General features: G+C 64.0%; 14 protein-coding genes. 7 read left to right on the plus strand and 7 right to left on the minus strand.

What is annotated here, in order from left to right; translation table 11 throughout:
- Nucleotides 1-8 precede the first annotated feature (8 nt).
- From ACQKPS_RS19960 to ACQKPS_RS19975, 4 genes are all read right to left on the minus strand, one after another.
- Nucleotides 9-1,001 carry a flavin reductase gene (locus ACQKPS_RS19960; protein WP_254480259.1) on the minus strand — a complete coding sequence of 331 codons (993 nt, stop codon included), beginning with the start codon at nucleotides 999-1,001 and terminating at the stop codon, nucleotides 9-11.
- 22 nt (nucleotides 1,002-1,023) lie between these two features.
- A complete protein-coding gene (locus ACQKPS_RS19965) occupies nucleotides 1,024-2,352 on the minus strand; it encodes an LLM class flavin-dependent oxidoreductase (protein ID WP_254480260.1) in 1,329 nt (442 codons plus the stop codon).
- A gap of 319 nt (nucleotides 2,353-2,671) precedes the next feature.
- A complete protein-coding gene (locus ACQKPS_RS19970) occupies nucleotides 2,672-3,580 on the minus strand; it encodes a LysR substrate-binding domain-containing protein (RefSeq protein ID WP_186603088.1) in 909 nt (302 codons plus the stop codon).
- A gap of 119 nt (nucleotides 3,581-3,699) precedes the next feature.
- Entirely contained in the window at nucleotides 3,700-5,541 is a 1,842-nt protein-coding gene (locus ACQKPS_RS19975) for a potassium transporter Kup (protein ID WP_427605491.1), read from the minus strand.
- A 506-nt stretch (nucleotides 5,542-6,047) separates the two neighbouring features.
- Here ACQKPS_RS19975 and ACQKPS_RS19980 point away from each other — a divergent pair.
- The 5 genes from ACQKPS_RS19980 to ACQKPS_RS20000 all read left to right on the plus strand — a co-directional run bounded on the left by ACQKPS_RS19980 (nucleotide 6,048) and on the right by ACQKPS_RS20000 (nucleotide 12,889).
- Nucleotides 6,048-7,901 (plus strand): ABC transporter ATP-binding protein, encoded by a 1,854-nt coding sequence (locus tag ACQKPS_RS19980; RefSeq protein ID WP_254480261.1) that lies wholly within the window; start codon nucleotides 6,048-6,050, stop codon nucleotides 7,899-7,901.
- 297 nt (nucleotides 7,902-8,198) lie between these two features.
- A complete protein-coding gene (locus tag ACQKPS_RS19985; RefSeq protein WP_254480262.1) occupies nucleotides 8,199-9,425 on the plus strand; it encodes an MFS transporter in 1,227 nt (408 codons plus the stop codon).
- Nucleotides 9,426-9,636: 211 nt separating this feature from the next.
- Complete coding sequence (locus tag ACQKPS_RS19990) at nucleotides 9,637-10,185, plus strand: winged helix-turn-helix transcriptional regulator (RefSeq protein ID WP_254480263.1); 549 nt, start codon at nucleotides 9,637-9,639, stop codon at nucleotides 10,183-10,185.
- Complete coding sequence (locus ACQKPS_RS19995; protein WP_254480264.1) at nucleotides 10,182-11,330, plus strand: HlyD family secretion protein; 1,149 nt, start codon at nucleotides 10,182-10,184, stop codon at nucleotides 11,328-11,330. The genes ACQKPS_RS19990 and ACQKPS_RS19995 overlap by 4 nt, the downstream gene beginning before the upstream one ends.
- A gap of 53 nt (nucleotides 11,331-11,383) precedes the next feature.
- A complete protein-coding gene (locus ACQKPS_RS20000) occupies nucleotides 11,384-12,889 on the plus strand; it encodes a DHA2 family efflux MFS transporter permease subunit (protein ID WP_254485578.1) in 1,506 nt (501 codons plus the stop codon).
- Nucleotides 12,890-12,914: 25 nt separating this feature from the next.
- On the opposite strand, the gene ACQKPS_RS20005 is transcribed toward ACQKPS_RS20000, so the two are convergent.
- Nucleotides 12,915-13,328: a winged helix-turn-helix transcriptional regulator gene (locus ACQKPS_RS20005; protein ID WP_254480265.1), complete on the minus strand. Its 414-nt coding sequence runs from the start codon at nucleotides 13,326-13,328 to the stop codon at nucleotides 12,915-12,917.
- A 79-nt stretch (nucleotides 13,329-13,407) separates the two neighbouring features.
- Between ACQKPS_RS20005 and ACQKPS_RS20010 the strand changes: the two genes are divergently transcribed.
- Both ACQKPS_RS20010 and ACQKPS_RS20015 read left to right on the plus strand, forming a co-directional pair.
- On the plus strand, nucleotides 13,408-14,484 hold the full coding sequence (locus ACQKPS_RS20010; protein ID WP_427605434.1) for a catalase family peroxidase: 1,077 nt from the start codon (nucleotides 13,408-13,410) through the stop codon (nucleotides 14,482-14,484).
- The gene (locus tag ACQKPS_RS20015) at nucleotides 14,484-15,083 is read left to right on the plus strand and encodes a cytochrome b (RefSeq protein ID WP_427605435.1); all 600 of its coding nucleotides are present in this window, start codon (nucleotides 14,484-14,486) and stop codon (nucleotides 15,081-15,083) included. The genes ACQKPS_RS20010 and ACQKPS_RS20015 overlap by 1 nt, the downstream gene beginning before the upstream one ends.
- A 51-nt stretch (nucleotides 15,084-15,134) precedes the next feature.
- Here the strand turns inward: ACQKPS_RS20015 and ACQKPS_RS20020 are convergent, their stop codons facing one another.
- The gene (locus ACQKPS_RS20020) at nucleotides 15,135-16,121 is read right to left on the minus strand and encodes an amidohydrolase family protein (protein WP_427605436.1); all 987 of its coding nucleotides are present in this window, start codon (nucleotides 16,119-16,121) and stop codon (nucleotides 15,135-15,137) included.
- Complete coding sequence (locus ACQKPS_RS20025; RefSeq protein WP_254480269.1) at nucleotides 16,118-16,690, minus strand: 3-hydroxyanthranilate 3,4-dioxygenase; 573 nt, start codon at nucleotides 16,688-16,690, stop codon at nucleotides 16,118-16,120. Before ACQKPS_RS20025 ends, ACQKPS_RS20020 begins: the two co-directional genes overlap by 4 nt.
- Between the last annotated feature and the right edge of the window lie 12 nt (nucleotides 16,691-16,702).

The raw sequence follows: 16,702 nt of genomic DNA on the forward strand, positions 1-16,702 counted from the left end.
CCATTCGATCATGCATGGGCCACGCCAGCTACGGCCTGGCGACCGAGCAAGCGGTCCAGGGTGGCCAGGGTGATCTTCAGCTCATGGGCCGAGGTGCCGGCCAGCTGGGCCTTCTGGAAGGCGTGCCAGCGGTCGCGGATGGCGATGCGGGAACGCTCGCCCAACGCGGTCAGGCGCAAGCCGCCGTCGCTGTCGCGCAACAGCATGGCCCTGCGCTGCAACTCGGCCAGGGCATCCTCGACATCGCGCTGGCCCAGGTAGGTTTCCCTGGCCAGTGCCTCGACGCCGATCCCGGGGCGGGCATACAGCGAGGCCAGTACTCGCGCTACCGCGACGCTCACGCCCTCGGCCCGGCGATGCTCCTCGAACGCTTCCGACAGCGCATGGTGGGCATCGAAGATCGACGACAGCAGGTTGTGTTCGGGGCGCGGCAGGCTCCCCGCCGACTCCGGTTCCCCGGACAGGTCCGGGTGCACGTCGGCGATGCTGTACTGGCCCTGGCTGAACAGCAACGGCGTGCCGGCATAGCGGGCAATGCGGGTGACGCGCCCGACCAGTACCAGGTGGTCGCCGCCCTCGAAGGTCTGCTCCAGGGTGCATTCCAGGTGCGCGATGCAGCCGGCCAGCAACGGCGAGCCGTGCATGCCGGGCTGCCATTGCGCGGCGCTGAAGCGGTCTTCCTGCTTGCTGGAAAACAGCTGCGACAGGTGCATCTGGTCGGCGCCCAGCACGTTGATCGCAAAGCTCTGGCACTGGCTGAAGAAGGCGAAGCTGCGCGAGGTGCGGGCAATCGACCAGAGTACCAGTGCCGGCTCCAGCGACAGCGAGGCGAACGAGTTGATGGTCATGCCATTGAGCTGTGCCCCGCTGCTCGCGGTGACCACCGCCACGCCCGTGGCGTACTGGCCCAGGCAACGGCGGAACAGGCGCGGGTCGGCGGCCGGATCACCGGCTTCCAGTGCTACCGGGGTGGGTTCGGGTTGAATCTGGGTCTGCGACATGATGACGACTCTCCAGGCAGGATCAGGCGAAGCGGCTTTTCGGCACGGTCAGGCCAAGGTTCTCGCGCAGCGTGTTGCCTTCGTATTCCTCGCGGAAGCGCCCGCGGCGGCGCAACTCGGGCAGCACGTACTCGACGAAGTCATCGATGCCGTGGGGCAGGTGCGTGGGTGCGATATTGAAGCCGTCGGCGGCTTCTTCATCGACCCAGGCCTCCATCTGGTCGGCCACGTCCTGGCCGGTCCCGACCACGGTCAGGTGCTCCTGGGCCATGCCGATGCGCTTGTACAGCTGGCGAATGCTCAGGCCTTCGCGCTGGGCGGTTTCGTAGTACATCTGCGCGCTGCTGCGCAGCCCGACGTTCTCCAGGTTCGGCGCCGGAACCGGGCCGTCCAGGTCCATGGCGGAAAGGTCGCCGAACGAGCGCTTGAGCATCGCCAGCCCCACCAGCGGGTTGATCAGTTCCTGCAACTGTTCGTACTTCTCCTGGGCGTGGGCCCGGCTGGAGCCGACGATGGGGGTCAGGCCGACCATCATCAGCAAGTCTTCGCGGCGCCGCCCAAAGCCGGCCAGGCGGTCCTTGACCGAGGCGTAGTACTGCTGGGCCGAGCCAATGTGCTGCTTGGCGGCGAAGACGATGTCGCAATGCTGCGCGGCAATCTGCTGGCCGACTTCGGAGGTACCGGCCTGAACCAGGATCGGCCGGCCCTGGGGCGAGCGCTTGACCGACAGCGGGCCACGCACCGAGAAGTGCTTGCCCACGTGGTTGAGCACATGCAGCTTGCCCTCGTCATAGAACACGCTGCTGTGCTTGTCATGGACGAAGGCATCCTGGTCCCAGCTGTCCCACAGGCCAGTCACCACATCGACGAACTCCTCGGCGCGCTCGTAGCGGGTGTCGTAGTCCAGGTGCTTGGCCCGGTTGAAGTTCCAGGCCTCCTGCTCCGACCACGAAGTCACCACGTTCCAGCCGGCGCGCCCGGCGCTGATCATGTCCAGCGAACCGTACTTGCGGGCGATATGGTAAGGCTCGTTGTAGGTGGTCGAGGCAGTGGCGACCAGGCCGATGCGCTGGGTGCAGGCGGCGATGGCCGAGAGCAGGGTCAGCGGTTCGAGCTCGGCATTGTGGCTGGAGCGGCACAGCGAACCGGCCGGTACGTCATCGGCGCGGATGCCGATGCCGTCGGCAAGAAACAGCAGGTCGAACTTGTTGCGCTCGGCGGTGCGGGCCACCTCCAGGAACGACTGGAAGTCCGACGCCGCGTCGACCTTGAGCTCCGGGTGGCGCCAGGCCCCCACGTGGTAACCCATGTAACGCATGGAAAGGCCGAGTTTGATCTGTTTCTTGCTCATCCGGTGTGCCCCTGCTGGTCTGTTGCAAAATCCAGGCTGAACGGGCCCGCGCAAGGCCACGGATGGCTCACGGGGAAGGTTCGGTGTACTGGACATTGATTGGGTAACTTCACCCCGGCGCGGACGGCCGGGTGGCTGCGTTTTCAGGTCAAGGGCCGGCGTTGTTCTTTTCCTGATTCGGCATTTCCTGTGAAGGCAGGCTCATCCTGCCGCGATCCTACAAGCCTGTAAACGTAGGATTTTCAGTGCTGTTTGCGTAAGAAAAACTTAACCAAAAATGCGTAATGCACCCTTACGGTGCATGCCCGGCAACACGGCTTCAATGGGGTTCGCCGAAGGTCTGCTTGATCCACTCGCCGACCTGCACGGCAGCCGTGCTTTCGCGGGCCCGAGCGGGTTTTACCAGGTGAAAGCCGTGACACAGCACCGGGTCGGTGTGCAGCGGCTGGACCAGCAGGCGGTTGGACAGGAAGCGCTCCATCAGCGGCGGGCCGATCAGGCCGAAACCCTGGCCGTCGAGCACGGCCTGGACCAGGTTGGTGTAGGTGTCCACGGTGATGCTGGCTTTCGGCTTGGCCATCGCCACCTGCTTGGAGGCGAACCAGGTCGACCAGCGCGTGAGACGGTCGTAGGGCCCTTCCAGGTGAATCAGCGGGTGGTCGAACAGGTCCTCGATGCTGCGCGGCGGCTCACGGTGCTCCAGGTACGCCGCCGAACAGGTCGGGGCGATGCTCTGGCGCACCAGCAGGGTCGACTGCCCACCGGCGAACGGCGGGTTGCCGTACGCCACCACCAGGTCGGCGTCGACCTCGTCGACCGAGGTGCGGTCGAGCACGATCAGGCGCAGTTCGACGTGCGGGTGCCGGGCCCTGAGCGTGCCCATGTTGGGCATCAGCCAATAGGTGATGACCCCGGCCGTGGCGCTGACGGTCACCACATGGCTTTCGGGGCGACGGGTCAGGGCCACCGTGGCTTCCAGGGCCATTTCCAGCGAAGCGGCGATGGCCGCGTGGTAGCGGGCGCCCTCGGGGGTAAAGCGGATGGTGCGGTCGAGGCGCTGGAACAGCTTGACCCCGAGGAACCGCTCCAGCCCGTTGATCTGCTGGCTGACCGCGACCCGGGTGACATGCAGTTCGAGCGCTGCGCGGGTGAAGCTCAGGTGCCGCCCCGCCGCTTCGAAGGCGATCAGCATGTTGGGCGGTGGCAACGTGGTCTTGAGCGTGCTCATCGGGTCGGGTCCTGGGCAGCGACAGGCGCTATCGGACCCGCAGTGTCCCAACGGCGGGCTGTGGAATCAAGCGCGCCGCGCCGCCCGCGACGCCATCAACTGTGCCTGCGTCGCAACCTTCACATCTCGACCTGGGTACCCAGTTCGATCACCCGGTTAAGCGGCAGCTGGAAGTACTTGAGGCTGCTGTTGGCGTTGCGCAGCAGGAAGGCGAACAGGTGCTCGCGCCAGCGGGCCATACCCTTCTGCTTGCCGGCGATGACCGTCTCGCGGCTGAGGAAGTAGGTGGTGCGCATCGGGCCGAATTCCAGGTCCGGGTACGGGCAACGGCTCAAGGCCAGCGGCACGTCTGGCTCTTCCATGAAACCGAAGTGCAGGCTCACCCGGTAGAAGCCGTCGCCGAAGGCCTCGACTGCAAAGCGCTTGCCGGCATTGCCCCGCGGCTCGTCCTCGAACACCACGGTCAGCAGCACCACCTGCTCATGCAGCACCTGGTTGTGCAGCAGGTTGTGCAGCAGCGCGTGGGGCACGGCTTCAGGCCGGGCGGACAGGAACACCGCCGTGCCATTGACCCGGTATGGCGGTTGCGCCTGCAGGCTGGCGATGAACAATTCAAGCGGTAGCGCGCTTTCGTCCAGCCGCTCGACGATGATCGTGCGCCCGCGCTTCCAGGTGGTCATCAGCGCGAACAGCGCGACCCCGGCAATCACCGGGAAAGCGCCGCCCTGGAAGATCTTCGGGGCGTTGGCGGCAAAGTACAGGCTGTCCACCAGCAGAAACGCCAGCAACATCGGCACTGCCAGCCAGCGGGGTGCCTTCCACAGCAACAGCACCACCGCCGAAGCCAGCAAGGTGGTGATCAGCATGGTGCCGGTCACCGCCACGCCATAGGCTGCCGCCAGTGCCCCGGACGACTCGAAGCCGACCACCAGCAGCACCACGCCGACCATCAGCGCCCAATTGACCATGCCGATGTAGATCTGCCCCTGCTCCTCGCTGGAGGTGTGCTGGATGAACATGCGCGGCACATAGCCCAGCTGAATGGCCTGGCGGGTCAGGGAGAATGCACCGGATATCACCGCCTGGGAGGCGATGATGGTCGCCAGCGTGGCCAGCCCGACCATGGGCAGCAGGGCCCAGTCCGGCGCCAGCAGGTAGAACGGGTTGCGCACCGCCTCCGGGTTGCCGAGGATCAACGCGCCCTGGCCGAAGTAGTTGAGCACCAGCCCCGGCAGCACCAGCAGGAACCAGGCGCGGGCAATCGGCTTGCGGCCGAAATGCCCCATGTCGGCGTACAGCGCTTCGGCGCCGGTCAGCGCCAGCACCACGGCACCGAGAATGGCCACGCCCATGCCGGGGTGGTAGACGAAGAACTTCACCGCCCAGGCCGGGTTCAGCGCCTGCAGCACCTGCGGCTGCTGCACGATGCCATGCACGCCCAGCGCACCGATCACTACGAACCACAGCACCATGATCGGCCCAAACAGAATGCCGATGCGCGCGGTGCCGTGCTTCTGGATCAGGAACAGCGCCACCAGCAACAGGACCGCCAGTGGCACGACCCAATGCTCGATGCCGTCGAAGGCCAGCTGCAGCCCCTCGACGGCCGACAGCACCGAAACCGCCGGGGTGATCATGCTGTCGCCGTAGAACAGCGCAGCGCCGAACAGGCCGAGCAGCACCAGCATCCTGCTCAGCCGCTTGTAGGGTGCCGCCGCCCGGTGTGCCAGCGCGGTCAGGGCCATGATCCCGCCCTCGCCCTGGTTATCGGCGCGCAGGATGAACAGCACGTACTTGAGCGATACCACCCATAGCAGCGACCAGAACACCAGTGACAGCACGCCGAGCACCCCGGCGGTGTTGGCCTGGACCCCGTAGTGCCCGGCGAAGACTTCCTTGAGGGTGTACAGCGGGCTGGTGCCGATATCGCCATAGACCACGCCGACGGCGGCGACGAGCATGCCGATGGCAGCGGGCTTGCGGGAATGGGGTGGGTTTGCTGCGACGGCGGACTGGCTCACGAAAGGGCTACTCTGGACTGGCGGGTGGAGGTGCATGCCATCCTTGAGCATCGCGCGGTAAGTATCCCTGTAGGGCAGTCGTTCAGTCGTAAAAAGAGCGTAAAAAAACCAGGGGTTCGCCTTGGGAGATTCAGCGCCTGTGAGACCGAGCGCCGCCCGCGCGGCGCATCGCGGATAAATCCGCTCCTACATTTGTTGCAACGTGCCGAACCTGTACCGCCATGGTTGCCAGCCCTGGCGCATGACTTGAACCGTGCAAACCGGCTGACAACCATGGCCTCACAGACATGGCCACGTTGCAACAAATGTAGGAGCGGATTTATCCGCGATGCGCCGCCCGCGCGGCGCTCGGTCTCACAGGCGCTGCAAATCTCCCGGCCTGCGCGCCGCTACCTACCCGAAATGTGCTGTATGGTTGTCGCAAACGACTAACCCCGGAGACCTTCATGTTCCGTGCCTTTGAACGCTGGCTCGACCCCTTCCCGCCCGACGAAGTGCCGCCGCCCCCGGTCGGCCTGCTGCGCTTCCTGTGGGCCTGCACCCGCGGCGCACGCGGCTATGTCCTGGCTCTGGCGCTGTTCAGTGCCGGGGTCTCGATCTACGAAGCCTGGCTGTTTTCCTTCCTCGGCCAGGTGGTGGACCTGCTCTCCAACTGGCAGGCTGGCGGTGCAGTGAGCCCGGAAGAAAGCCGCGTGCTGTGGGGCGTCGGCCTGCTGCTGATCGCCAGTGTCGTGCTGGTGGCCTTGCGCACACTGATGCAGCACCAGGTGCTGGCGATCAACCTGCCGCTGCGCCTGCGCTGGGACTTCCACCGGCTGATGCTGCGCCAGAGTCTGTCGTTCTTCTCCGACGAGTTTTCCGGGCGGGTCACCACCAAGGTGATGCAAACCGCGCTGGCCGTGCGTGAAGTGCTGTTCACCCTGATCGAGATCGTGCCGGGCATCGGTGTGTACTTCATCGCCATCATTGCCCTGGCCGGTGGTTTTGCCGCCAAGCTGATGCTGCCGTTCATTGCCTGGCTGGTGCTGTTCGGCCTGGCCATGCTGTATTTCGTGCCGCGCCTGGGCAAGGTCGGCCAGGAGCAGGCCCATGCGCGATCGTCGATGACCGGGCGGGTGTCCGACGCCTACACCAACATCACCACCGTGAAGCTGTTTTCCCACTCCAAGCGCGAGGCGCACTTCGCCCGGGCGGCGATGGAAGACTTCAAGCAGACCGGCTTTCGCCAGATGCGCCTGGTCAGCCAGTTCGAGATCGTCAACCAGGCGCTGGTGGTCGGGCTGATCTTCGGCGCTGGCGGCTACGCCCTGTGGCTGTGGCACCAGGGCCAGGTCGGTACCGGTGCGGTGGCCGCGATCACCGCCATGGCCCTGCGTGTCAACGGCATGTCGCACTGGATCATGTGGCAAATGACCTCGTTGTTCGAGAACATCGGCACCGTGCAGGACGGCATGGCCACCCTCACCCGCGGGCCCAAGGTGCAGGACGTGCCGAATGCCGCCGTGCTGGAAACCCGTGGCGGCGCGGTGACCTTCGACAACGTGCGCTTCAACTACAACGGCGAACGCCAGGTGCTCGATGGCCTGAGCCTGAGCATCCGCGCTGGCGAAAAGGTCGGCCTGGTAGGCCGCTCCGGGGCGGGCAAATCGACGCTGATCAACCTGCTGCTGCGCTTCTATGACGTGGACAGCGGCGAGATCCGCATCGACGGGCAGAACATCGCCCACGTCACCCAGGACAGCCTGCGCAGCGCCATTGGCATGGTCACCCAGGACACCTCGCTGCTGCACCGCTCGATCCGCGATAACATCGCCTACGGCCGCCCGGACGCCACCGAGGCGCAGATCCAGCGCGCCGCCGCCAACGCCCAGGCCGATGGCTTCATCCGCCAGCTCAGCGACCGCGACGGCCACAGCGGTTACGACACCCTGGTCGGTGAGCGCGGCATCAAGCTCTCCGGCGGCCAACGGCAACGGATCGCCATCGCCCGCGTGATGCTCAAGAACGCCCCGATCCTGCTGCTGGACGAGGCCACCAGTGCCCTGGACTCGGAAGTCGAAGTCGCCATCCAGGAGAGCCTGGACGAGATGATGCAAGGCAAGACCGTGATCGCCATCGCCCACCGGCTGTCCACCATCGCCGCCATGGACCGGCTGATCGTCATGGATGAAGGGCGCATCATCGAGCAAGGTACGCACAGTGAATTGCTGGCGAAGAACGGCACCTATGCGCGGTTGTGGCAGCACCAGAGCGGTGGTTTTTTGGGGGAAGATCAGGGGGTGGCGGAGGCGCTGGAATAGCCACGTACTGCCCTACCTGAAGGCTGACGCAACCCCCTGTAGGAGCGGCTTCAGCCGCGAACACCGGCATAGCCGGTGCCATCCACCGCGGTGGCTGCTTCGCGGCTAAAGCCGCTCCCACAGGGTCCGTGCCAAATCCACTGCGCAAGCGCTCTACCCGGCGCGTCCCATCGATCATGTTGATGAATACTATCGAGCGGCTCGCCTGTCGACGTCCCACTGCCGGCTTTTATAATCGCCTTCAATTTTCCCTCCCCCTTCGCCTGCAACCGGCGACCTCACCTTGGAATCAGGAACATGCCAAGCGTCAGTCAGGCCTCTCACGGCCGTCCCGAACATGATCAACAAAGCGTCAGGCAACAGTGGCTGGCGATTCTCTCAGTCGCCGTGGGCGCCTTCGCCCTGGTCACCAGCGAGTTTCTGCCGGTGGGCGTGCTCAACGATGTGGCCAGCGACCTGGGCATCAGCGCCGGCCACGCCGGGCTGATGGTGACCCTGCCCGGTATCATGGCGGCCCTCGCCGCGCCGCTGCTGTCGGTGGGCATCGGCGCCCTGGACCGGCGCTACCTGCTGATCGGCCTGACGCTGATCATGATCATCGCCAACGCGGTGGTGGCCTACGCCAGCGACTTCAGCCTGCTGCTGTTCGGTCGCGTACTGCTGGGCATCAGCATCGGTGGCTTCTGGGCGACTGCCATTGCCCTCAGCGGCCGCCTCGCGCCCAAGGGGGTGAGCGTGGCCCGGGCCACCTCGATCATCATGGCCGGCGTAACCCTGGCCACCGTGCTGGGTGTGCCCGTGGGCACCTGGCTGAGCGGCCTGATGGGCTGGCGCATGACCTTCCTGGCCACCGCGCTGCTCGGCGTACCGGTACTGTTGGCGCAGCTGTTGCTGCTGCCGCGGCTCAACCCGGACAAGGCGATCCGTGTCAGTGACCTGCCGGCGCTGTTCATCAACCCGCAAGCCCGGGTCGGCTTGATCGCCGTGCTGCTGATCGGCCTGGCGCACTTTGCCGCGTACACCTATGTCGCGCCGTTCTTCAAGCAGAGTTCCGGCTTCGATGGCTCGACCATCGGTTCCCTCCTGCTGCTCTACGGCGCGGCCGGGGTGATCGGCAACCTGTTCGCCGGCTACGCCGCCAACCAGAGCGTGCGCCACACGCTGTTGCTGGTGGCGGTGATGATTGGCGTCAGCACCGCACTGTTCCCCTACTTCGCCACCGGCCTGACCGGCGCGGCGATGCTGATCGCACTCTGGGGCTTCGCCTTTGGTGCGTTCCCGGCCTGCGCCAGCATCTGGATGTTCGTCGTGGCACCCAAGGATGTCGAGCGCGGCATGCCGCTGTTCGTGGCCATGTTCCAGGTGATCATCGCCCTGGGCTCGTTCTTCGGTGGGCGCATCGTCGACCAGCTGGGCAGCTCGGTGCTGCTGAGCCTGGCCACGGCACTGGTGGGCTGCGGGTTCGTCACGGTGCTGGTGCTGGGGCGCAACGTCAGTAACAGCCTGGCGGCACAGGCTGGCTGACGGGTGTCAGCTGTCCAAAAAGGCCACTTGATGTGGCCTTTTTCATTCGCGTGGACCTCACAACCAGCACTTGTCATCCGTTCCACTCCTGCTCGCGTCGCATATCAGGGCCAAGGTTCTGAAATCGACCCACACTCGACCAAAGTAACTTGCATAATGAAAGTAACAGTGAAATAGTGATTTCAACATCCGGTCACGCTCGGGGCGAATCATGAAAAAAGCCAGCTTCCAGTCGATGCCATGCCCAGTGGCACGCGCACTCGAACTCATCGGCGACGGTTGGAGCCTGTTGCTGCTCAGGGACGCGTTTTATGGTCTGCGGCGCTTCGATGAGTTCCAGCACAGCCTGGGGATTGCCAGCAACACGCTAACCCGCCGATTAAGCGATCTGGTCGCTGCGGGCTTGATGGAGCGCCGGCCTTATCAAAACAATCCACCCCGCTTCGAGTACCTTCTGACAGAAGCGGGGCGTGATCTTCGCCCGGTGATCCTGACCTTGATGGTGTGGGGTGCCAAACATGCCGAGGGTTCGAAAAAGGTCTATCTGGCCGATGTAGAAACCGGCGAACCTGTCGCCCTGACCTTGACCGACAGCAACACGGGCAAGCCGATTACCGTGCAAGACCACCGTCTGCATATTTCGCCCGATGCAGACCCCCTGACGCATTGGCGCGTGGAAGCCGGCGAAGGTTACCGGCACGAGCAACTGTGGGTCAGCCCCTTCCCGCAACCAGACTCGACCAGGAGCGGACAGCAATGAACGCTTCCGTCGACGCCCCGATCGACAGCGCGCAGGCCGCGCCCCCTACTGGCGAGCGCGCAAAAGTCCGCAACAAGCGGCTCAAGCTGGCCGCCTTGGTGTTTTCCATTGCGTTGGCGGTAGCGTTCTTTGGCCACTGGTGGGTGATCGGCCGCTTCCTGCAAAGTACGGACGATGCCTATGTCGGCGCGGACGTGACAGTGATCAGTGCAAAGGTTCCGGGCTACATCCAGGAAGTCGCGGTGGCAGACAACCAGTTCGTCAAAGCCGGGGACCTGCTGGTTCGTATCGAGGCCAGCGATTACCGGGCTGCTCTGGCAAAAGCCGACGGGGCTGTCGCCGCACAGCGTGCCAGCCTGGCCAACCTGAACGCAACGGAACAGCTCCAGCACTCGTTGATCAGCCAGGCCAAGGCGCAGCTTCAGGCGCGTCAGGCGCAAACCGAACGCGCGCTGCAGGATAAAGCCCGGGCCCAAGTGCTGCTGAACAGCCATGCGGTTTCACTGGAGAATGCCCAGCACGCCGATGCCATCTGGAAGACAGCCCAGGCCGAGCAGAACCATGCCGCAGCCGGGGTATTGGCGGCACAGCAGCAACTGGTGGTCATCGAGACTCAGCGCGAGCAAGCCAGAGCCGCTCTGGCACAGGCCGAGGCGGCCCGCGAGCAGGCCGGGCTGGATGTCGGCTACACCGAACTGCGCTCGCCTGTCGATGGTTACATCGGCAATCGCAGGGCCAAGGTGGGGGCCTATGCCGCAGCCGGTAGCCAGGTGGTGTCGGTGGTACCTGCCCGCGGTTTGTGGGTGGATGCAAATTTCAAGGAAGATCAGCTGGCACGTTTGCGTGTGGGGCAGCCGGCACGCATCGAAGCCGATATTCTGCCCGGGCGGGTCTTCCATGGCCGCGTCGGGAGCATCGCCCCCGCCACGGGTGCGCAGTTCAGCATCCTTCCACCCGAGAACGCGACTGGCAACTTCACCAAGATCGTTCAACGTGTACCCGTAAGGATTCTGCTTGAGGGTAGCGATGCAGCGTTCGGTGTACTGCGTCCCGGCTTGTCGGTGATCACCGAGGTCGACACCCACGCCGACAGCCTCGCACCTGCCGCACCTGATGCCGCACGCGAACGCGTAGGCGCCCTGTGAGCAGCGGGCTGCCAGCATCAAGCACGCCACAGAAGGTCGTCGCCTTTGCGTGCATGTGCGTGGGGATGTTCATTGCCTTGATTGACATCCAGATAGTCTCGGCCTCGCTCAAGGACATTGGCGGAGGCCTGTCGGCAGGTGCGGATGACACGGCCTGGTTACAGACGGCTTACCTGATCGCCGAGATCATCGTCATCCCGCTCTCAGGGTGGTTGTCCCAAGTGATGAGCACTCGCTGGCTGTTCGCCGCCTCGGCCGCCGGTTTCACACTTACCAGCCTACTGTGCGCTCTGGCTTGGGACATCCAGAGCATGATCGTCTTCAGAGCCCTGCAAGGTTTCATGGGCGGCTCGATGATCCCGCTGGTGTTCACCACGGCATTCATCTACTTCACAGGCAAGCAGCGCGTAATCGCCGCCTCGGTGATCGGCGCGGTGGCCTCGTTGGCGCCTACCCTCGGGCCTGCGGTGGGAGGCTGGATCACCGACGCTCTCTCGTGGCATTGGCTGTTCTACCTCAATTTGCTCCCGGGCATCTTCGTCACCATTGCCGTGCCCTTGCTGGTCAAGGTGGACCGCCCCAATCCAGGCTTGTTGAAAGGCGCCGATTACCTGGGGATCGTATTGATGGCACTGTTCCTCGGGTGCCTCGAATACACGCTTGAAGAAGGCGCGCGATGGAACTGGTTCAGTGACCGCACCATTGTGTTCACGTCCTGGGTCGCTGGCATCAGCGGTGCCTTGTTTGTGTGGCGTTGCCTGACCATCGAGGCGCCGATCGTTGACCTGCGCGCGCTCCGGGACCGCAACTTCGCACTGGGTTGCCTGTTCTCCTTCATCACAGGGATAGGGATTTTCGCTACGGTCTATCTGACCCCTTTGTTCCTGGGACGGGTCCGCGGCTATGGTGCGCTGGATATCGGAATGGCGATTTTTTCCACGGGGCTGTTTCAGCTGCTGGCCATCCCGGTGTACGCCTTCCTGGCTAACCGAATCGACCTGCGCTGGGTAATGATGCTGGGGCTCGCGCTGTTCGCCATCTCCATGTGGGACTTCTCGCCCATCACCCATGACTGGGGGGCCAAGGAGCTGCTGCTGCCACAAGCCATTCGCGGCTTCGCTCAGCAACTGACGGTGCCGCCCACGGTGACGTTGACGCTTGGAGCATTGCCGCCCGCACGGCTCAAGCTCGCTGCGGGGCTATTCAACCTGATGAGAAACCTGGGAGGCGCGATCGGCATTGCGGCCTGCGCCACCCTGCTCAACGACCGGACCAACCTTCACTTCCTGCGTCTTGCGGAGCACCTGAACGCACGCAATGAAAACCTGAACAACTGGTTGGAGCAACTTCAGCAGAATGCCCAGGCCCATGGCCAGAACAGCGTTGATTCGACCCCGTACGTACTGCATCAACTGTGGGCACTGACCTGGCGTGAAGCGCAAACGCTGTCATACGCCGACGCGTTCCTGGCGATCATGCTTTGCTTCATTGTCGCGGTCGCGCTGGTACCACTCATGCGCAAGATCGCCGCGCCAGCACAACCGTCAGCAGAGCACTGAAGCACCGGTCGGCGTGCCTGTATCGCTAGCGGGCGCCAGGAACCTGGTGGAGATTCAACTCCAGCCAGTCGGCAAGCGCGGCGACATGGGTCGCCGCTTCCTCACCAAGCGGCGTCAGATCGTATTCGACATGCGGCGGTATGACCGGATAAGCAGTCCGGCGCACCAAGCCATCGCCTTCCAGCCGCTGCAGGGTCTGCGACAACATCTTTTCGCTGACGCCGTTCACTTTACGGCGCAGCTCACTGTAGCGCAGCGTGCCATCGAGTAACGCCATGAGGCAGAGCATGCCCCACAGACTCGTCACGTGAGACAGCACTTCCCTGGCCTTGCATTTGCCTGTGAACAAGTCACCGCGCCTGAGCTTGGCCGTCAGTGTGCGCTCGTCAGGCGCTGATGGATTCTTGGTTTGGGCGGCGTTCGAGCGAGTGTGCGGCATGATACTAACCAAAAGGTGCGTACTTCCGTGGGTGGGCGTAGCGAACTTATAGTGCGCCTCGAGAATCGGTCAAGCTCAGGTGAACGACTTGCAACGTCTTACATTCAACAAAAGCTGGATGCCCGTCCTCGCCATCGCGTTCATCGTCGCAGCCTTGGCGCTGTCATTGGCCTGGGCCGCAGGGCTGCTTGGCGGCCGCACGACCACCCGGACATTCCTCGGCGACTCGCTGGACCACTTCGAACCGGGCTATCGCCGGGCGCATGGCAAGGGGATCTGTTTCGTGGGGGTCTTTCGCAGCAGCAAAGCGGCGGCGACGCTCTCGACAGCGCGGGTATTTGCCCAGGAACAAATCCCGGCCGTCGGGCGCTTCTCCATCGGGTCCGCAGACCCTCATGCCGCGGACACGTCTACCACCACCGTGAGCATGGCCTTGTTATTGAGTGCCGATGACCAGTCTCAATGGCGGATGAAGCTGAACAATGCCCCCTACTTCCCTACCCGTGATGCCGAGGGATTCCTCGCGCAAAGGAGCGCTTTCGAGCCGGACCCGGCAACGGGGCAGCCTGATCCCGCGCGTGTCGCTGCGTTCTTCGAAAAATACCCGGAGGCGCGCAAGGCAGTCGAGTACAAGGCGACTGCGCCTGGGCCGAGCAGCTTTGCGCAGGCCCAGTACAACGTCATCAACGCCTTCATCCTGCTCGCGGCAGATGGCAAGCGCCAGCCAGTGCGCTGGTTCATGCGGCCCCATGCCCCGTTTCATGGCCTCTCCGTGGAAGACCGGGCGCGACTCGGCCATGACTTTCTGTTCGACGAGATCCAGCAGCGGGTGGCGCAAGCGCCCGTCTACTGGGACCTGGTACTGCAATTGGCGCAGGCAGGGGACCCAGTCGATGATCCGTCGCAACCCTGGCCCGCCGAGCGACAGCAAGTGGTCGCCGGTACGCTGGAAGTGACGGGTGTTCGCGACCAGGCCGAAGGTGGCTGTCGCGATATCAACTTCGACCCGACCCTGGTGCCGTCCGGTATCGCGCTTTCCAACGATCCTGTGCTGGCAGCGCGGGCGGGTATCTACTCGCACTCCTACAATGCACGCCTGCGCGAAATCGCGTTCGGCAAGGCCACCGACGCCATTGGCAAGAAGGATGACAAGTGATGCAAGACGCACCCACTGCCCGCACGCGCAACCCCCGCCACTTCAACCTGACCGCCAGGCTGCTGCACTGGGTGATGGCGATCGCCATCCTGGCCATGCTGTTCATCGGTGTCACCATGATGAGCTCCCTGGCCCTTCGTCCCGTGTTGATCGATCTGCATCAACCGTTGGGGGTCGCCATCCTCTGCCTGGCACTGGTGCGCCTGGCCAATCGTCTATGCCGACCGGTGCCGGCACTGCCCGCGAGTGTTCCCCGCTGGCAAGCTGCAGCCGCGCATCTGTCGCATGGCTTGCTGTACCTGTTGATGGTCGGGTTGCCCTTGCTCGGCTGGGCAGTGCGTTCGGCAGGCAACTGGCCCGTCATCCTCGTGGGCGACTGGAGCTTGCCTGCGCTCGTCCCGGAAAACCCGGTGCTCTACGCATGGCTTCGGCTGGCGCATGGCGCACTGGCGTGGCTACTTTTTGCGGTCATCCTGGGGCATCTTGGTGCCGCTCTGATGCACGCATGGGTACTCAGGGACGGTGTCTTTTCCAGCATGGCCCGGGGAAGCAGCAAGGAACAAAGCCAACCTGAATCCGGCTCAAGGCCAACGTCCTGAATCGATGGCGGTCAGCTGTCACGGACCGCCATCGGCTTGCGCAAGGCAGCCTCAGATGCCGAAGAAGCCCCGAGCGTTGTCCGCACAGATGCGCGCCTTCTCCTGATCGCTCAACCGAGGATGCTCCAGCACACCGGCGCCAATGGCCTGTTCACCCAGCGGGAAGGGAGAATCGGAACCGAGCATGACGCGATCCGCCCCCATGACATCCACCAGCAAACGCAGCGCACCCGGGTCGAAGACTGCCGAGTCGGCGAAGAAACGTTTGACATAGCTGGACGGCAATTGCGGGCAATCTTCGCGAACAATGTCCCGATGGCGCCAGGCGTTATCGACACGTCCCAGAAGAAAGGCGAAGCCGCCACCACCATGGGCGAAGCAGATGCGCAGGGACGCCGGCAAGCGTTCGAAAGCGCCAGACAGGATCAGCGACAGGATACCCAGCTGGGTTTCCGCCGGCATCGCGACCAGCCAGGGCAACATCCATTTCTTCATGCGCTCGCCGCCCATCATGTCCCACGGGTGCACCAGCAACGGGATATTCTCCACCGCACAGTGGTGCAGGAAGGTGATCAGGCCCGCTTCGTCCAAGTCGTGGTTGCCCACATGATTGCCGATTTGCACGCCGACATGGCCACAGGCCTTGGCCCGGCTGGCCTCGAGGCAGGCTGCATCGATATCTTGCAGGGGTACCTGGGCCAGCACCTTGAGGCGGCCGGGTGACAGGGCCGTCATCTCCAGGGCCCGATCGTTCATCATCTGTGCCCACGGCAGCGCCTGCGCGATGGGTTGGTCATAGCCGAACATCACCGGCGTCGCGCACATCACCTGCACGTCCAGGCCCTGCTCATCCAGGTGTTCGATGCGGCGCTGCGGATCCCACAGCACATCATGTACCGGACGGAACGGTTTATCGCCGAGCATGATTTGCCCCTGGCGCCCCTCGGTCTGCAGCCAAGGGCCACGCTGAGGACTCAGGCGGGCGGCCTCGGCTTGCGTGATGCGGGGGAAAAAGTGCGAATGGATGTCGATTTTCATAAGCCGTGGACCTCACGCAGCGTCGTGTGCCAGGTCTGCCAGTCGCGGCCTGGGTGGATTTCGCCGCAACCGGGGCAACGACGCTCTTCATCGGTGGTGGTATAGAACCGGTCGTATACCGGTGGAAGATCGGCAACGATGCTCTTGAGCCTCAACTCATAGCGCCGGACCACGGTGCCGCAGTGCGCACAGGACCATTGCAAGGCGTCGGACTGCCCTTCCGGGCGGCGATGCTCCACCACCAGGCACAGACTGCCGGGCTCAGGGCGCTGCGGCGAATGGATGACGTGGGGGGCCATCAGGTAGATGTCGCCTTCCTTGAGGTCGACACGCTCGTAGCGCCCTCGGTCCCAGACGTTGAGGTAGGCATTGCCCTTGAACTGGTAGAAAAACTCCTCCACCGGGTCGTCATGGAAGTCGGTGCGCTGATTAGGCCCACCCACCACGGTGACCATGTAATCGCTGTCCTGCCAGATCTGTTGGTTGTTCACCGGCGGCTTGAGCAGGTGCGCGTGCTCCTCGATCCAGCGGTTGAAGTTGAACGGGGCGCTGAAGTGATGCTTGTCCATGGTTGTTTTCTC

This window comes from Pseudomonas sp. NPDC086566, assembly GCF_050280885.1.
Lineage (GTDB): Bacteria > Pseudomonadota > Gammaproteobacteria > Pseudomonadales > Pseudomonadaceae > Aquipseudomonas > Aquipseudomonas vlassakiae.